This window comes from Amphritea opalescens (assembly GCF_003957515.1).
GTDB classification, from domain to species: Bacteria; Pseudomonadota; Gammaproteobacteria; order Pseudomonadales; family Balneatricaceae; genus Amphritea; species Amphritea opalescens.
This window is the reverse complement of record NZ_RQXW01000004.1, coordinates 116,696-133,129: the sequence shown is the minus strand read 5'-3', so window position 1 is coordinate 133,129 and position 16,434 is coordinate 116,696. Positions and strand designations below refer to the sequence as shown.

Annotated in this window: 14 protein-coding genes; 8 read left to right on the top strand and 6 right to left on the bottom strand. The window is 49.9% G+C overall.

From position 1 onward, the window contains the following. Window positions 1-116 precede the first annotated feature (116 nt). The 5 genes from EH243_RS06045 to EH243_RS06025 all read right to left on the bottom strand — a co-directional run bounded on the left by EH243_RS06045 (window position 117) and on the right by EH243_RS06025 (window position 5,004). Window positions 117-818, bottom strand: a complete 702-nt coding sequence (locus tag EH243_RS06045; protein ID WP_126157746.1) for an ABC transporter ATP-binding protein — start codon at window positions 816-818, stop codon at window positions 117-119. Between the two features lies 1 nt (window position 819). Further along, window positions 820-1,587, bottom strand: coding sequence for a high-affinity branched-chain amino acid ABC transporter ATP-binding protein LivG (gene livG / locus EH243_RS06040; RefSeq protein ID WP_126157745.1), 768 nt, complete (start codon window positions 1,585-1,587; stop codon window positions 820-822). After that, window positions 1,584-2,846, bottom strand: a complete 1,263-nt coding sequence (locus tag EH243_RS06035) for a high-affinity branched-chain amino acid ABC transporter permease LivM (protein ID WP_126157744.1) — start codon at window positions 2,844-2,846, stop codon at window positions 1,584-1,586. The genes livG and EH243_RS06035 overlap by 4 nt, the downstream gene beginning before the upstream one ends. Further along, window positions 2,843-3,769 carry a high-affinity branched-chain amino acid ABC transporter permease LivH gene (gene livH, locus EH243_RS06030; protein WP_126157743.1) on the bottom strand — a complete coding sequence of 309 codons (927 nt, stop codon included), beginning with the start codon at window positions 3,767-3,769 and terminating at the stop codon, window positions 2,843-2,845. The genes EH243_RS06035 and livH overlap by 4 nt, the downstream gene beginning before the upstream one ends. A 116-nt stretch (window positions 3,770-3,885) precedes the next feature. Next, window positions 3,886-5,004 (bottom strand): high-affinity branched-chain amino acid ABC transporter substrate-binding protein, encoded by a 1,119-nt coding sequence (locus EH243_RS06025; RefSeq protein WP_126157742.1) that lies wholly within the window; start codon window positions 5,002-5,004, stop codon window positions 3,886-3,888. A 391-nt stretch (window positions 5,005-5,395) separates the two neighbouring features. On the opposite strand from EH243_RS06025, the gene EH243_RS06020 reads away from it, so the two are divergent. The 8 genes from EH243_RS06020 to EH243_RS05985 all read left to right on the top strand — a co-directional run bounded on the left by EH243_RS06020 (window position 5,396) and on the right by EH243_RS05985 (window position 15,473). Next, the gene (locus tag EH243_RS06020; RefSeq protein WP_164549054.1) at window positions 5,396-6,505 is read left to right on the top strand and encodes a WD40/YVTN/BNR-like repeat-containing protein; all 1,110 of its coding nucleotides are present in this window, start codon (window positions 5,396-5,398) and stop codon (window positions 6,503-6,505) included. Further along, a complete protein-coding gene (locus EH243_RS06015) occupies window positions 6,498-8,891 on the top strand; it encodes an efflux RND transporter permease subunit (RefSeq protein ID WP_126157740.1) in 2,394 nt (797 codons plus the stop codon). Before EH243_RS06020 ends, EH243_RS06015 begins: the two co-directional genes overlap by 8 nt. Then, on the top strand, window positions 8,878-9,711 hold the full coding sequence (locus EH243_RS06010; protein WP_126157739.1) for a universal stress protein: 834 nt from the start codon (window positions 8,878-8,880) through the stop codon (window positions 9,709-9,711). Before EH243_RS06015 ends, EH243_RS06010 begins: the two co-directional genes overlap by 14 nt. 288 nt (window positions 9,712-9,999) lie before the next feature. Next, window positions 10,000-11,787 carry an acyl-CoA dehydrogenase C-terminal domain-containing protein gene (locus EH243_RS06005; RefSeq protein WP_126157738.1) on the top strand — a complete coding sequence of 596 codons (1,788 nt, stop codon included), beginning with the start codon at window positions 10,000-10,002 and terminating at the stop codon, window positions 11,785-11,787. A gap of 157 nt (window positions 11,788-11,944) precedes the next feature. Continuing rightward, complete coding sequence (locus EH243_RS06000) at window positions 11,945-12,262, top strand: SCP2 sterol-binding domain-containing protein (protein WP_126157737.1); 318 nt, start codon at window positions 11,945-11,947, stop codon at window positions 12,260-12,262. Window positions 12,263-12,431: 169 nt separating this feature from the next. Then, entirely contained in the window at window positions 12,432-14,096 is a 1,665-nt protein-coding gene (locus tag EH243_RS05995) for an AMP-binding protein (RefSeq protein WP_126157736.1), read from the top strand. 14 nt (window positions 14,097-14,110) lie between these two features. Next, the gene (locus tag EH243_RS05990) at window positions 14,111-14,689 is read left to right on the top strand and encodes a DUF2889 domain-containing protein (RefSeq protein WP_126157735.1); all 579 of its coding nucleotides are present in this window, start codon (window positions 14,111-14,113) and stop codon (window positions 14,687-14,689) included. Window positions 14,690-14,702: 13 nt separating this feature from the next. Then, on the top strand, window positions 14,703-15,473 hold the full coding sequence (locus EH243_RS05985; RefSeq protein WP_126157734.1) for an enoyl-CoA hydratase: 771 nt from the start codon (window positions 14,703-14,705) through the stop codon (window positions 15,471-15,473). 33 nt (window positions 15,474-15,506) lie between these two features. Here the strand turns inward: EH243_RS05985 and EH243_RS05980 are convergent, their stop codons facing one another. Further along, window positions 15,507-16,085, bottom strand: coding sequence for a 1-acyl-sn-glycerol-3-phosphate acyltransferase (locus EH243_RS05980; protein WP_126157733.1), 579 nt, complete (start codon window positions 16,083-16,085; stop codon window positions 15,507-15,509). Between the last annotated feature and the right edge of the window lie 349 nt (window positions 16,086-16,434).

The following is a 16,434-nucleotide window of genomic DNA, read 5'->3' as shown; positions in this document are numbered from 1 at the left end:
TCTATTGGTTAAATTATAGACTATAAATTGAAAAACCAGCCGATTGGCTGGTTTTTTGTTGTCGCCGTTAAGCGACGCATGAATCGGGTTTCGTTTTTTTAGGCGCTTCCTTGGGATTAACCCCCGAGGTAAGCCTGACGAACCGATTCATCGGTTAGCAAGTTAGCACCGGTGTCAGTTTTAACGATACGGCCATTTTCCAGCACATATCCCCGATCGGCAATCCGCAATGCTTGGTTCGCATTTTGTTCAACCAGAAAGATGGTTACCCCTTCATCCCGTAAACGTTCGATGATATCGAAAATCTGTTGGATAATAATCGGCGCGAGTCCGAGGGAGGGCTCATCTAAGAGCAATAATCGAGGTTTGCTCATGAGCGCTCGGCCAATGGCTAACATCTGTTGCTCACCCCCGGACATAGTGCCGGCTCGCTGTTTATAGCGTTCTTCCAAACGAGGGAACAGATTGAGAACATACTGAGCGGTTTCATCGGCCTGTTCTTTAGTGCGGAAGTAGGACCCCATAAAGAGGTTTTCTTCCACCGTCATAGCGCTGAAGACTCGACGACCTTCGGGCACGATGGCAAGGCCTTTGCGCATAATCTCCGGTGTATTGAACGCACCGAGCTCTTCACCTTCAAAGATCACCTTGCCTGTTGATGCTTTTGGGTCACCACAAATAGTCATCATCAGAGTGGTTTTGCCGGCACCATTAGCACCGATCAGGGTAATAATTTCACCCTGATTGATCTCGACGCTGACATCATGCAATGCCTGAATCTGCCCGTAATGGGTGTTTACATTTTCGATCAGCAGCATCTTATTCTTCTCCGAGATAGGCTTTGATTACGTCGGAATTCCCTTTGATCTCTTCGGCAGTACCATTAGCGAGGGGAGTGCCCTGTGCAATGACATAGATATGGTCGGAGATACCCATCACCAAACTCATATCGTGCTCAATCAATAGGATAGAAATCTCATGCTCGTCACGCAGCCTGATGATCAGTTCATCCAGCTCTTTGGTCTCATTGGGGTTTAGACCAGCTGCCGGTTCATCCAACATCAGCAACTCTGGTTGGGTGACCATGCAGCGGGCAATCTCCAGACGGCGCTGCTGCCCGTATGAGAGGTTACCTGCTTCGCGGTTAGCAAACTCCAGTAAGCCCACTTCTTCCAGCCAGTGAGCGGCATGGTTCATCGCATCTTTTTCTAGGCGGCGATAATTGGGCGTTTTCAACAGACCGGACAGTAGGTTGGTATTCATATGCCGGTGCTGAGCAACCAGCATATTTTCAATCACGGTCATTTTTTGAAACAAACGAACATGCTGAAAGGTGCGTACCAAGCCTTTGCGGGAGATCTGATAATCTTTCAGACCCGCAATCTGCTGGTCCTTCAGCATAACGCTGCCTTCGGTGGGGATATAAAAGCCGGATAAACAGTTGAATACCGTTGTTTTACCCGCACCATTGGGGCCGATCACAGAAACGATTTGGCGATTCTTAACCTTCAGGTTCACGCCGTTTACCGCTACCAGACCGCCGAAGCGCATCGTCAGGCCGTTTACATCTAGCAGTAACTGACTCATTGTTGTTTTAACTCCAGATTGGGACGTTTCATCGGAACCAGTCCTTCAGGGCGCCAGCGCATCATGACCACCATCAGCAGACCGAAAAGCAACATGCGGTATTCAGCGAACTCCCGCGCCATTTCCGGCAGAATAGTCATAATAATCGCGGCAAAAATAATCCCCAGCTGTGACCCCATGCCTCCAAGTACCACAATCGCTAGAATAATGGCCGATTCAATAAAGACAAAGGACTCTGGGCTGATAAAGCCCTGTCTTGCGGCAAAGAAACAACCGGCAAAGCCTGCGGTTGATGCACCTAAGGTGAAGGCCGAAAGCTTGATGGCGGTACGGTTTAGACCGAGAGAGCGACAAGCGATCTCATCTTCCCGAAGGGCTTCCCATGCTCGGCCAATAGGCATGCGCATGAGCCGGTTAATCAAGTAGATCACACAGACGACCAGCAAAACGGCGATCAGATAGAGAAAGATCACTTTGTAGGAGCTGGAGTAATCCATATCGAAATACTCATGGAAGGTAACAGCGCCTTCCTCTTTTGCTCGGCGATTAAATTCCAAGCCAAACAGGCCCGGTTTAGCGATACCGGAGATACCGTTTGGCCCGCCGGTGAGGGAGGTCCAGTTATTCAGCAAAATACGGATGATCTCACCGAACCCAAGGGTGACAATCGCCAGATAATCGCCGCGTAAACGGAGCACTGGAAAGCCGAGCAGAAAGCCAAAGGCGGCCGCCATCGCAGCGGAAATTGGCAAACAGGCCCAGAATGACATGCCAAAATACTGGGATAGCAAAGCATAGGTGTAGGCACCTACCGCATAGAAGGCTACAAAGCCTAAATCCAGCAAGCCAGCAAGACCGACAACGATGTTGAGGCCTAGCCCGAGCATGATGTAGATCAGCGTCAGTGTTGCCAGGTCAACGGTGCCCCGTGAAACCATGAACGGCCAGATCAGCATGATGACAATCACTGCTGCGATCAGCCAAGGCTTAAGGGCGGCCATTTTCTCACCTTGCGGGAGTACGGCTTGGAAGTTGGGCTTGGGAATAGCGCCAAATAGGGCATCCACCTGAGCGCTGAATAGCTGTGACAGAAAGACGACGGCGATACCGCCAGCAATCCACATCCACTGTTCGGTAGTGGCGCCTTTGACGGCCAGCGTGGAGCCATCGGTATCTAGCTTTACGCCGATCATCAAGCACGACAGAATCAGTGAGATCCCCGCTGCGAAAACGGCGTTATAAAGTTTACTCGAGGTCATACTTTTTCTACCTCCGGCTTGCCGAGAAGTCCACTAGGGCGGAACAGCAGGATGGTTACCAGTAGTCCGAATGAAACGACATCTTTGTATTCCGATGGGAAAAATGCAGCGGTCATCGCTTCCGTGACACCGAGAATCAAACCACCCAACATCGCACCGGGAATCGAACCTATGCCACCGAGAACCGCGGCAGTAAAGGCTTTCAAGCCAGCAATAAAGCCGACAAAGGGGTTAACTACACCGTAATACAAGCCCAGCAGTAAACCGGCAATGGCCGCTAAGGCTGCGCCGACGATAAAGGTGAGGGCGATAATTTTATTGGTATCGATCCCCAGTAGATTCGTCATGCCCAGATCTTCCGAACAAGCGCGACAGGCGCGGCCCATCCGTGAGCGGGAGATAAACAGGGTGAGTAACGTCATACTGATGAAGGTCACAGCGAAGATGAGCACCTGCATGTAGGAGAGCGATACTTCAAACAGGCTAGGATCGCCGAAGTTCCAGCCACCGGTGATCTGTGGTGGTAAGGCAACATCGCGTGAACCCTGGGACAGAACCACAAAGTTCTGCAGAAAAATAGACATACCGATCGCGGAGATCAGAGGGATGAGTCGGTTCGTGCCCCGTAGCGGCCGGTAAGCCACCCGTTCCACCGTCCAGCCGTAGGTGCTAGAGATGAAGATGGCGACCACCAAGGCAATGACCAAAAGAATAGGAAGGCTTGCGATGCCCATGCCCATCAAACCTGCGATAACAATAAATGTTACGTAGGAGCCGATCATATAGATCTCGCCGTGGGCAAAGTTAATCATGCCGATGATGCCGTACACCATTGTGTAGCCAATGGCGATCAGCGCATAGGTAGAACCGATGGTTAGCCCGTTAATGAGCTGTTGCAACAGATAAAGCGAAAATTCTGACATTTGCAGGGACCAGATAAAACGAATCCCCGGTACCGGATCGCGGCACCAGGGAGTCGGGGTTGTCGAACTTCAGCAAATACTGCTGAAGCTTGCTAAACCATTGTTATTAAGACGAATTACTCAGCTGGTGTTTTAGAACCATCCTGATGTAGACGGTAGACCAAGAAAGTGGATTCGGTCAGGTCGCCTTTTTCGTCATACTTAACTTTGCCGATAGCTGTATCGAAGTCGTGCTCACGGATATAGTCAGACAGGACTTCAGCATCGGTTGATTTAGTCGCAGCCATGGCGTCGGTCATGACTTCAACTGCAGCATAAGCGGTGAATACGAAAGGACCGGTTGGGTCTTCACCTTTAGCCTTGATAGCGGCAACACGGGTTTCGTTGACTGGGTTTTGATCAAAGCTTTTTGGTGCTGTTGCCAGTACGCCTTCAGAAGCGGCGCCTGCGATTTTCGCTAGGTCTGAGTTAACGACGCCTTCAGGTCCCATGAACTGAGCAGTGAAGCCTTTTTCTGCGGATTGACGCAGAATAAGACCCAGTTCTGGGTGGTAGCCACCGTAGTAAACGAAATCAACATTCTCTTTCTTCAGCTTAGCAATCAGAGCAGAGAAGTCTTTGTCGCCGGGTGTAACACCTTCAAACATCGCGGCTTTAACACCTTGCGCATCTAGCAGGTCACGTACAGAGGTCGCGAGGCCTTCACCATATTGCTGTTTGTCATGGATGATAGCGATACGTTTTGGTTTCGCGTTTTCCATGATGTACTCAGCAGCCATAGAGCCCTGCAGGCTATCTAGACCGATGGTACGGAAGATGGTTTTGTAACCTTTTTCAGTGATCGATGGCGAGGTAGAAGCCGCCGTGATCATCAGGATACCTTCTTCATCATAGATATCAGTAGCGGGTTCAGTTGAAGATGAACACAGATGACCAACTACCTGAGTGATACCATCATTGACGATCTTGTTGGCGACAGCTACGGCTTGTTTAGGGTCACAGGCATCATCATAAACAACACCTTCTAGCATCATGCCATTCACGCCGCCGGCTTTATTGATATCATCAATCGCGGCCATTACACCAATCTTTTGCATATCTCCATATTGTGCAACAGGGCCAGTGGACGGTCCTGCAAGACCAATTTTAAGCGTTTCAGCTTGCGCTGCAGCGGTTAAGCCCATAATACAAACAGCGGTACTCAGGCTCAGTAATGTTTTGCGAAATTGATTCATCAAGCTAGTCTCCATTTATTGTTCTTGCAGAGGACACCCTGCGGGAGGAATAATATCTGAACATAATCGCTTAGCGTGATTCACGCTGTCGAATATAGTCGTAGATGCTTATACCAACATTAACGTCCTCTGACACAGTCTCTAACTCTACCTCCGGCTATCTATTAAATGCAATCGAAGTCGCGAGGTTTTATCAGATAATGTTGACCTGAAGCCCACTTTTTTAGCCGTTGGCAAAAAGTGTTAATAATATTGCCAGTATTTGTTATTGAGCATTTGACCGTTTTTGTTAATGATTCTTGTATCTTGCTGAGTATTCCTTAGCCGATGGACGAAGCGAGCCAGAGGCGAGACAGTAGGTTCCTGCATAATGATAATAATTGGGAAGAATATGGATCCAATCAGATCACTCATTCACTGTTTTGCGTTGGCGGCTGTTTTGCTGAGCAGCAGTGTTTCCGCACAGGCAGACGTCGATCGTCTCAATACCCCTGCGTTACCTTCTTACCGTGCCGATCAGACACTGATGTTGGATATTGCTAAGCACGGTGACCAGTTGCTTGCCGTGGGCGATCAGGGCGTGGTGATGCGCTCGTCCGATCAGGGGCAGCATTGGCAGCAGGTGCAAACCCCTTTCAGTGTCATGTTGACCTCGGTCTTTTTTACCGATGCGCAACATGCTTGGTTAACCGGCCATGATGGGCTATTTGCGGCGAGCCAAGATGGAGGCATGACGTGGCAGAAACTATTGGATGGCGATCAGATCAACCGGTTACGCCTACAGCGACTACAGGCGATCGCGGCCGAGCTTCAGTCTCAGCTGGATGCCGAGCCTGATAATGAATCGCTGATGATGCGATCGGATGATGCGACTTGGTACGCCGAGGATGCGGCAGCCGCAGTAGAAGAGGGACCGAGTATTCCACTGTTAGATGTTTGGTTTGCCGATCAGCAGCGGGGATTTGCGCTGGGAGCTTACGGACTCTTGCTGAAGACCGATGATGGTGGCCAGAGCTGGGCTTACTGGGGTGATCGTCTGGATAACCCCGATAACTTCCACCTAAACGCCATGATGGCGGATCATCGGGGGGATCTCTATATCGCCGGTGAGGCGGGGCTGCTCTTTCGTTCAACGGATAAGGGGATGCATTGGATCCGTATCGATACTCCCTACGAGGGGTCGTTTTTCAGTATTACCGAATTTAAACAACAGTTGTTTCTTATGGGATTACGGGGACATCTGTATCGCTCCGATGATGGGATTGATTGGCAAGCCGTCAAGACAGGCTATCAGGCGACGCTGCTGAGTGCCGTCGCGGAAGCGGACAAGTTAGTCCTGTTAGGGCAGGGCGGCTTGATTATTGAAAGCGCGGACGGACAGCATTTCACGCCCTTGGATAGCGGCGGGCGGCGTTCTTTGAGTGCTGGCGTGGCGGTCGACGGGGGTTATCGGCTGGTGGGTGAAGGTGGATTACTGAGCCTGGAGGCTGGAGATGAATAAGCTATCGCGGATATTGTTAGCCCCGATTAAGGGTTCTGAAGAGTTTGCCGAGCGTTTTCTGTTTCACCGCCGTTTACCGGTATTGTTGGTGTTCGCCGCATTGACGCTATTTTTAGCTTGGCAGGCGGTACAGATTCGTCCCGATGCGAGCTTTGTGAAGATGATTCCAACGTCGCATCCCTATGTTGAGAACTATCTTAAAAACCGTGACGATCTTGCCGGGCTTGGCAATAGTGTGCGGGTGGCTGTGGCGGTTAATGAAGGAGACATCTTCACTGCTGAGTTTCAGGAAACATTACAAAAAATCACCGACGAGTTGTTTTTTATCCCGGGCGTTGACCGTTCGGCGCTGACCTCCATTTGGACGCCGAATGTGCGCTGGACCGAGGTGACCGAAGAGGGCTTTGTCGGTGGCCCAGTGATTCCCGCGGATTATGATGGTTCCGCGGCGAGTCTGGAGCAGGTTAAGTTAAATATTCTACGCTCCGGCCAAGTTGGGCGTTTGGTGGCGAATGATTTTCGCTCGGCGATTGTGCAGGTGCCACTGTTTGATAAACATCCGGATACCGGCGAAAAGCTCGATTACCAGGCGTTATCGCAACAGTTAGAAACCTTGATTCGGGATAAATATCAGTCCGATCAAATAAGCGTGCATATTACCGGCTTCGCTAAAATTGTCGGTGATTTGATTGATGGTGCTGCGCAGGTGGCGGTGTTCTTCGGTATCGCCTTATTGATCACCTTAGTGTTGCTCTATCTTTATTCCCGCAGTATTACCGGTACTCTTGTGCCCCTAGCCTGTTCCGTGATTGCGGTGATTTGGCAGTTGGGGTTGTTAAAGCTGTTAGGGTTTGGGCTCGATCCATATTCCATGCTGGTGCCGTTTTTGGTGTTTGCTATTGCGGTTAGCCACGGGGTGCAGATTGTTAATACCATCGCCCTAGAGAGTGCCCGAGGGGCCGACAGTTGGTTGGCGGCGAGACGGGCATTTCGAGCACTGTATATTCCCGGTTTAACGGCTCTGCTGTCGGATGGTATCGGTTTCGTCACTCTGATGGTGATCGATATTCGCGTGATCCAAGACCTCGCTATTGCTGCATCCTTGGGGATTGCGGTGATCATTCTGACTAACTTGTTCTTGCTGCCGGTGATTATGTCTCTGCTAGGTATTGGTGAACGAGCCACTCAGCGGGCGTTGATTGCGGAACAGAAACAAGATAGTAACTGGCATCGCCTGACCTGGTTTGCTACGCCGACCGGTGCAAAATTTGCCGTGGTCGTGGCGGGTATATTATTGGTCGGTGGCCTCTATCAAGGGCAGAAGCTACAGATTGGCGATCTCGATAGCGGTGCGCCGGAGCTGCGTGCCGACTCCCGTTATAACGTCGACAATCGTTTTATTACGCAGCATTACTCGACGTCCAGTGACACCTTTGTGGTGATGGTCGGTACTGAGAAAGATCAGTGTTCTAGTTTTAATACCTTGTCGCTGGTGGACCGTTTTCAGTACTACCTGACCAATATAGAGGGCGTGCAGTCGAGCGTCTCCCTAGTGAATGTCTCCAAACGGGTGACCTCCGGCTTGAACGAAGGCAACCTGAAGTGGCGTACCGTTAGTCGTAACCAGTTGGTGATCAACGCCTCACTATCCTATGTGCCGGCGGGGCTGATGAACCCTTCGTGCTCTTTGTTGCCGGTGATTATCTTTTTGGATGATCACAAAGCGCAAACATTGCAACGACTGACAGGGAAGATCGAGCAGTTTGCAGCGCAGCATGATTCGGAACAGATACGTTTCGAGATGGCGGCGGGTAATTCCGGCTTTGAAGCGGCGACCAACGAGGTGATCGGTACCGCCCAGTATCAGATGCTGGCTTGGGTGTATGCGGTGGTCGGTTTGCTCTGTTTGCTTACCTTCCGTTCGGTGAAAACCTTGATCTGTATTATCGCGCCGCTAGCGCTGACCTCAATACTCTGTCAGGCACTCATGGCGAGTTTAGGCATTGGGGTGAAGGTGGCGACACTGCCTGTGATTGCGCTAGGGGTGGGTATTGGTGTCGATTACGGTATCTATATCTATTCTAAACTGAATACCTATCTTGTGCAGGGCATGGCGTTACCGGAAGCGTATTTGAATACGCTTAAAACCACCGGTAAGTCGGTTGCTTTTACTGGCTTAACGTTGGGGATCGGCGTAGTGCTTTGGGTCTTCTCACCTATTAAGTTTCAGGCTGATATGGGGATCTTGCTGACCTTTATGTTCCTCTGGAACATGCTGGGGGCCTTGGTATTGATTCCAGCGCTAGCCTGCCTGTTGAAGTGTGGTGCAACCGGCATCGAGGCGATCAGCACGACTGAAGCGGAGGTTAAAGATGTTGTTAAATAAACGATTATTACTGGTGCTTGATCAGCAGGACGATATTAGTTTGGCGCTGGAACGTTGTCATTTAATCGCTAGCCGTCTACAAAGCGCGGTGACTATCGTCTGGCTTGGCGATGATCAAGTTAAAGCTGAGCAGGCGATGGCGGAATTGATGACGGATGGCGTTGCCGTCGACTTACGCTACAGTACGCGGCATAAACTGTTAAAACAGTTGGCCGGGCTGTTGTCGCAGCAGTCGTTCGGGTTGCTGATCAAAAGCTGTGACCCGCGTGAATCCGGCTTTATGACCTCGATGGACGGTCATATTCTGCGTGACCTGCCCTGTCCGGTCTTGTTGGTGAAAGGTGACCAGCTTTGGCAGGATGGCGTAGTGATGGCGGCGGTGAATGCCTTAACCCATGATCCGCATCAGTTGCAGCTAAATGATGATGTCTTGATGGTAGCTGCTCAGATAGCCGTGGTCACCGAATCGGCGCTGACGACAGCGGTGGCTTGTCCTTCGGCGATGATGGGAGCCGATCCAGTATTGCAGTCGGAAAACCTGATACAGGCGAAGGCTCAAGAGGCGTTAGCCGCGCAGCTGAGCCGCTTGGCATTAACGGTGCAAGCTTCGGCGGTGGGTGAGGGGCCGGTTGAATATTGGATACCCGAAGCCGCTAAACAGCTTAAAGCGCGCTTGGTGGTGATTGGCACCCGAGCCCGTGGTGGTTTGAAAGGTGCGTTGATTGGTAATACCGCTGAGCGAATATTGTCGCGCTTGGATTGCGATATCCTTGTGCTGAGGGTTGGGCTGTCCGACGAAGTGGTGCCGTTAATAAAGTAGTGGCCGATTGTTCTCTATAATTTGTTTCTCTAAAAGCCCGTTTTTCGGGCTTTTTTGTTAATAAAATTTATCTATTCCATGTTTTTATTCTGTTGATATATAAGGGTTATTTTGTCGTTATAGGGTGCGTGATTTTTTGTGTTAGTGATAATGAAAGGTTTTGTTATTGGTAAATGCGGGCGCTTCATAGATCCTAGATCCATACAATAAATAACCAAAGATATCTGTACCGAAAGGCATCTGTATTTTAGATGCTGGCAGCGTGACAGGATCGATCGAGGTGTCATCATGCCGGAATACAAAGCGCCCCTAAGAGACATTCAGTTCGTACTGGATGAAATGTTGCAAAGTGAACAACACTATCAGAGCCTGCCGGGCTGTGAAGAAGCAACCCCCGATATGATTAACGCTATCCTTGATGAGGGAGCCAAGTTCGCCGAACGTGTTTTGGCACCGCTGAATCAGGTTGGTGATCAAGAAGGCTGTCAGTTGAATGATGGTGTGGTCACAACACCCACCGGTTTTAAAGAAGCGTATCAGCAGTTTGTAGAGGGCGGTTGGCCTTCACTCCCCCACGATCCTCAATGGGGCGGACAGGGTTTACCGGAATCCATTGGTATTATCTTAAATGAATTAGTCGGGTCGGCTAACTGGTCGTGGAGTATGTACCCAGGCCTGAGCCATGGTGCGATGAATACCATTGAAGCCCATGGTACCGACCCGCAGAAACAGACCTATCTGACCAAACTGATCAGTGGTGAGTGGACTGGCACCATGTGTCTGACCGAATCCCATTGCGGTACCGATCTGGGCATGTTGCGCACCAAGGCGGAACCTCAGGCGGATGGTAGCTATAAAATCAGCGGTACTAAGATCTTTATCTCCGCTGGTGAGCATGACATGGCCGATAACATTGTCCATATCGTCTTGGCGCGCCTACCGGATGCACCGCAGGGCACCAAAGGTATCTCCCTGTTTATCGTGCCTAAGTTTTTACCCGATACCGCCGGTGATGTTGGCGAGCGTAACAGCCTGAGCTGTGGCGCGCTGGAACATAAGATGGGTATTCATGGTAACGCTACCTGTGTAATGAACTTTGATGGGGCTACCGGTTATCTGATCGGGGCGGAAAACAAAGGTCTGAACTGTATGTTTACCTTTATGAACACCGCGCGGATCGGCACCGCATTGCAAGGGTTAGCCCATACCGAATGGGGCTATCAGAACTCTTTGGCTTATGCCCGTGATCGTCTACAGATGCGCTCACTGAGCGGCCCAGCCTATCCTGATAAAGCGGCCGATCCTATTATCGTGCATCCCGATGTGCGCCGTATGTTGCTGACGCAAAAAGCCTTTGCTGAAGGCGGTCGTGCTTTGATCTATTACTGCGCTCAATTAGTCGATAAAGCCCACTTGGCTGACGATAGCGAAGCGGAGACTCAGTTAGCCTTTTTGACCCCTATCGCTAAAGCGTTTCTCACGGAGACCGGTTTTGAATCCGCCAACCTCGGGATGCAGATCTTTGGTGGTCACGGTTATATCAGTGAGTGGGGCATGGAACAGAACGTGCGTGATAGCCGTATCTCGATGCTATATGAAGGCACCACTGGTATTCAGGCGCTCGATCTTCTGGGTCGTAAAGTGTTGATGACCCAGGGGGAATCACTGCGATCCTTCACCAAGGTTGTGCATAAGTTCTGTGAGTCTCAGGCCGACAATAAGGCGTTGACTGAATTTATTAGCCCACTGTCGCGCCTAAACCGCGAATGGGGTGATCTAACCATGCGCATTGGCATGAAAGCGATGCAGAACCGTGAAGAAGTGGGCGCCGCCTCGGTCGATTATCTGATGTATTCCGGCTATATCACCATGGCCTATCTATGGGCGCGAATGGTGGCCACCGCACAGGAAAAACTGGATGCGGGCGTGGGTGATCAAGCTTTTTATCAGGCAAAACTAAAAACAGCGCGCTTCTATTTTGAGCGTATCTTGCCACGGACGAAAACCCTAGAAGCGACCATCGATTCTGGCGCAGACAATCTGTTGGCGATGGATATCGCTGAATTTTCTAATTGATTCCCTTTAGCTGAGTAAGATGAAACGACTTCAATCTAAAGCAGTTAACAGTAAAGCGGGCCGCGCAGTTATTTCGGGCCTGCTAACATTAAATTACCGTTTGCGACGGATAACGAAAAAATCATCGCAGACAAAAGAACGTCAGGAGATAACCACAATGACCGATATTCAAAGCTTATTTGCACAGATGGTTGGACGATTTGATAGTGCCGCGGCAGCCGGTTTAGAAGCGGTATTTCAATACCGTTTGGATGAGGGCGATGCGTATTATGCAGCGATCTCTAATGGCGAGTGTACCCTCGGCGAAGGCGAACATGATGAGCCGAGCGTCACCTTGTTAATGGACACCGAAACCTTTAAAGAGGTGCTTGATGGTGAAACTAACGGCATGCAGGCTTTCATGGCCGGTCGTATTCGGGCCGAGGGCGATATTATGCTGGCGACTCGATTGGAAACATTGTTTCCGGTTAGCTGAGGACACTCTGTTTCCAGTTAGCTGAGGGCTCTATCAGCTGCATTAGATCACTATTGTGGCTGATTTTATTCGACTTTTTTATCTGAGTACTTATGCTGAAGTAAATAGGTTGAGCAGTTAATCCTAGACCAAACAAGATAAAAAAAATAACAACGGACGGGATCTGAACATGGATCATAAAACACGCGGCGATTGGATTCCTGAAAGTCTGAATCCACGAGGCTATCAAACATTGACCGACGTTATGACGCGGATGGTCAGTGATTATGCCACTAAACCCGCATTCACCAGTTTCGGGTATGCGATGAGTTATGCCGAGCTGGGCAGGTTGTCAGATGCGTTTGCGGTGTATCTGCAACAGGAAACCGATTTGCAGCCGGGTGACCGGATTGCCATTCAACTACCGAACCTCAATCAATATCCGGTTATTTTATTTGGCGCGTTAAAGGCCGGCTTGGTGATCGTGAATACCAACCCGCTATATACCCCCCGTGAATTGGAAAACCAGTTTAAAGACTCCGGTGCTAGAGCATTAGTGGTGTTTAAAGGGGTGGCCCATAACGTCGATAAAATTATTGCCAATACCAGTTTGAAATATGTATTTACCACTCAAATTGCCGATCTGCATCCGCCGTTAAAACGGCTGTTGATCAATTCGGTCGCTAAATATGTGAAGAAGATGGAGCCCGCATACCATCTGCCGCAAGCGATTGAATTGCGTCAAGCGTTAGCGAAAAAGGCCGGGCAAAAGCCTCAGCTAGTGGCTAAGCAGTGCAGTGATATTGCGGTCTTACAATATACCGGCGGTACCACAGGCATCTCTAAAGGCGCGATGCTGACCCACGCCAACCTGATCTCGAATTTCTTACAGGGGGTCAAGTTGATTTCTGATGCGGATGAGAACTGGGCCGAAACGGTGGTTTCACCATTACCGCTGTATCATATCTACGCTTTTACCCTGTCGATGGCGGTGCTCGAACTCGGCGGTAATAACCTTTTAATTGCCAACCCACGTGATATTGGTGGTTTTGTTAAAGAGTTACAAAAACATGCGTTTTCTGCCTTTATCGGCTTGAATACGCTATTTGTAGCGATCTGCAATCATAAAGACAGTAGCAAAATCGACTTTAGTCATCTGAAAGTGACCCTGTCCGGTGGTATGGCACTGACATTGTCAGCGGCGAAGTCTTGGGAAGAGATGACCGGCTGTGAAATACTTGAAGCCTACGGTTTGACAGAAACCTCTCCGGCGGTGGCGATGAACCCACCGGCTAATATCCGGGTCGGTACCATTGGACCTCCGGTGGCTGAGACTGACGTGAAGATTATCGGTCTTGATGGTCAAGCGGTCGGGGTTGGTGAAGTGGGTGAACTCTGCGTCAAAGGGCCTCAGGTGATGCTCGGGTATTGGCAGAAAGAGCAAGCCACCCGTAGCTGTTTTACCAATGATGGTTACTTTATTACCGGCGATGTGGCCACCATTGAAACAGACGGCTATATCCGCATTGTGGATCGGGCGAAAGATATGATCAATGTATCCGGTTTTAATGTTTATCCCAATGAAATTGAGGATATTGTCACCTTGCATCCAGGGGTGATTGAGTGTGCCGCGATAGGTTTGCCGGATGAACACAGTGGCGAAATGGTGAAGCTCTTTGTCGTCGCTAAGGATGAACTGACCAGTGAAGATATTCGTGACTGGTGTAAAGAGCGTTTGACCCCCTATAAAGTGCCTAAGGTCGTTGAGTTTACTGACGATCTGCCTAAGTCCAATGTAGGTAAGGTGCTACGACGCTGTCTGCGTAAAGACAATACCGGTAGCCATGCTGCCTAATACCGGAGGTTGTGATGGCACTTTCTCAACCGGTGCGGCGGGCGCTAGAGCACCGTCGTAGTATCGAATGTTGTGGCTTTAAGAGGGAAGATGGTCTGTGGGATATCGAAGCGCGCATGACCGATGTAAAAACCGACACAGTGGCTTTACCTATTCGTGGTGAAGTCCCTGCGGGTGAACCTTTCCATGATCTGGGTATAAGGGTCACACTCGATCAGCAGTTTTTAATCCATGAGGTTGAGGCGTTTATCGATGCCTCTCCTTTTCCTCTCTGTCCTAAAATCACGGTCGCATTTAAAAAGTTAGAGGGCACCCGTATTGGTGCGGGGTGGTCGCGGCAGTGTAAAACACTGTTGGGCGGTCATCGCGGCTGTACTCATTTGAATGAGCTACTACCGGTTGTTGCAACGACGGCGGTCCAGACACTTTGGCCGAGCATCGACGCTGATGTGATGGAGCTCGGCGCGCCGCTGATGATCAATAGCTGTCATAGTTGGGCGCAGAACAGTGAGGTAATAAGCGTTTTACTGCCTGATTATTATAATCCCGTCGATCCCGATAGTGCCGATGCGGCTCAGAAAAACCCGAATTAAATAGGAGCTCACTGTGAGCGAGATATTAAAAATCACCACTGAAGGTCGTATTTGTCAGATCTTAATGAATCGGCCAGATAAAAAAAATGCGCTAACACTGACGATGTATCAGGGGTTAACCGATGCAATGTTAGCCGCTGATGCAAATCCTGAGGTCAGGGTGATTATGTTAGGTTCTACCGGTGATAGTTTCTGTGCCGGTAATGATATTGCTGATTTTATCGCGGCGTCTAGCCAGCCAGATGCGATTAAAGTGCCGCTGTTCTTTTTACAGACCTTAGCCTCGTTGGCAACGCCGATAATCGCGGTGGTGCCTGGCGCGGCGGTGGGCATCGGGACAACGATACTGCTGCATTGTGATATGGTGATCGCCAGTGATCAGGCGCGTTTTCAACTGCCATTTGCCCGCTTAGGCTTAGTGCCAGAAGGCGGCTCTAGTCTTTTGTTACCGCAGTTAGTCGGCCATCGACGTGCTTTTGAGTTGCTGGTGATGGGGGATTCATTCAGTGCTGAGACGGCCCAAACATTGGGCTTAGTCAATCGGGTAGAAACGGCACAAGACTTAGCCGAGCGTGCGCTGCTCGACGGGACTAAGTTAGCGGCACTGGCTCCCGAGGCGGTCCGCCAGAGTAAGGCGATGCTGCGTAGCCATAGTCAGTCTCAGTTGGAGGCGGTGCTGGTGGCCGAGGTGAAACAGTTTGCCGAGCGCTTGAAGTCTGAAGAGGCCCGTGAAGCATTGATGGCCTTTATGCAGAAGCGCGAGCCAGACTTCTCCCGCTTTTGATCGATAAGCTGAACAGGGCCCTTAGCGCAGAGGTTACTGATTGCCTTTATGGCGCAGTAGAAGATCGCCATAGAGGGCCTTGATCTCGGCAATATCCTTTTCACTGTCACCGCTAGTGTAATAGGCGGTATAGATACCCGCCCGTCGAGTGCGCCAGTCGATATAGGTTGCCATCACCGGTACACCGGCTTGATGGGCGATATAGTAAAAACCACTTTTCCATTCATCGACCTGGGAGCGAGTGCCTTCAGGGGCGATGACAAGATAGAGCTGATCCGCTTGTTTCAGCCGAGCCGCGGCCTGCGAAACAACATTCACCGACTTCGACCGATCAATCGGAATACCACCGAGCCACATCATGAGGCGTCGGAACGGAAACTTAAAAATCTGTACTTTCCCCATCCAATAGATCGGCAGATCCTGACTAAATCCCAGCATGAGTGCGTAGGGGAGATCCCAGTTACTGGTATGCGGTGCACCGATAAGCACGCATTTATCGGTCCCTTCAATCGCTGAGAAATCTACCTGCCAGCCTTTCATGTTAAGGAATTTGCGCGATAACCAGCGAAGTGGCGGGTGAAATAGTGTGCTGTTAAAAATAGTTGAATGCATGGAGTGATCAGTAAATAGCTGCGGCGTTAGTGATCATTGTAGTGTTATTTGGCTTAATCGGATACGAAATGGCCGGTATTGTCCGAGCTGGTATCCCCTCGATCGACGTTGAAAAAATAAAAAGCCTCTTCTTTAACCCTGTCTGCTCAAAAATGTTATTTATCTGTTTTTATATAACTGTTTGTTTTATATCGATATATATCTTGTATAAACGATTTTGTTACTGATTAAGGTTATTTTTGTTATTGCTGGAAAATCATCTGAGTCTAGTATTAATAAGCCTGAGCTGTACGTAGTTTTATCTCCCTGTTTTTTGATATGGCAGTCCGGCGTACAGAAGAGGAGTCAG

Excerpts from the sequence above, each read along its gene's own strand:
- EH243_RS06020 (WP_164549054.1), top strand. The coding sequence starts at position 5,396 with ATGGATCCAATCAGATCACTCATTCACTGTTTTGCGTTGGCGGCTGTT.
- EH243_RS05980 (WP_126157733.1), bottom strand. The coding sequence starts at position 16,085 with ATGCATTCAACTATTTTTAACAGCACACTATTTCACCCGCCACTTCGC.
- EH243_RS06025 (WP_126157742.1), bottom strand. The coding sequence starts at position 5,004 with ATGAATCAATTTCGCAAAACATTACTGAGCCTGAGTACCGCTGTTTGT.
- EH243_RS06005 (WP_126157738.1), top strand. The coding sequence starts at position 10,000 with ATGCCGGAATACAAAGCGCCCCTAAGAGACATTCAGTTCGTACTGGAT.
- EH243_RS06045 (WP_126157746.1), bottom strand. The coding sequence starts at position 818 with ATGCTGCTGATCGAAAATGTAAACACCCATTACGGGCAGATTCAGGCA.
- EH243_RS05990 (WP_126157735.1), top strand. The coding sequence starts at position 14,111 with ATGGCACTTTCTCAACCGGTGCGGCGGGCGCTAGAGCACCGTCGTAGT.
- EH243_RS06010 (WP_126157739.1), top strand. The coding sequence starts at position 8,878 with ATGTTGTTAAATAAACGATTATTACTGGTGCTTGATCAGCAGGACGAT.
- livG (WP_126157745.1), bottom strand. The coding sequence starts at position 1,587 with ATGAGTCAGTTACTGCTAGATGTAAACGGCCTGACGATGCGCTTCGGC.
- EH243_RS05995 (WP_126157736.1), top strand. The coding sequence starts at position 12,432 with ATGGATCATAAAACACGCGGCGATTGGATTCCTGAAAGTCTGAATCCA.
- EH243_RS06000 (WP_126157737.1), top strand. The coding sequence starts at position 11,945 with ATGACCGATATTCAAAGCTTATTTGCACAGATGGTTGGACGATTTGAT.
- EH243_RS06035 (WP_126157744.1), bottom strand. The coding sequence starts at position 2,846 with ATGACCTCGAGTAAACTTTATAACGCCGTTTTCGCAGCGGGGATCTCA.
- EH243_RS06015 (WP_126157740.1), top strand. The coding sequence starts at position 6,498 with ATGAATAAGCTATCGCGGATATTGTTAGCCCCGATTAAGGGTTCTGAA.
- livH (WP_126157743.1), bottom strand. The coding sequence starts at position 3,769 with ATGTCAGAATTTTCGCTTTATCTGTTGCAACAGCTCATTAACGGGCTA.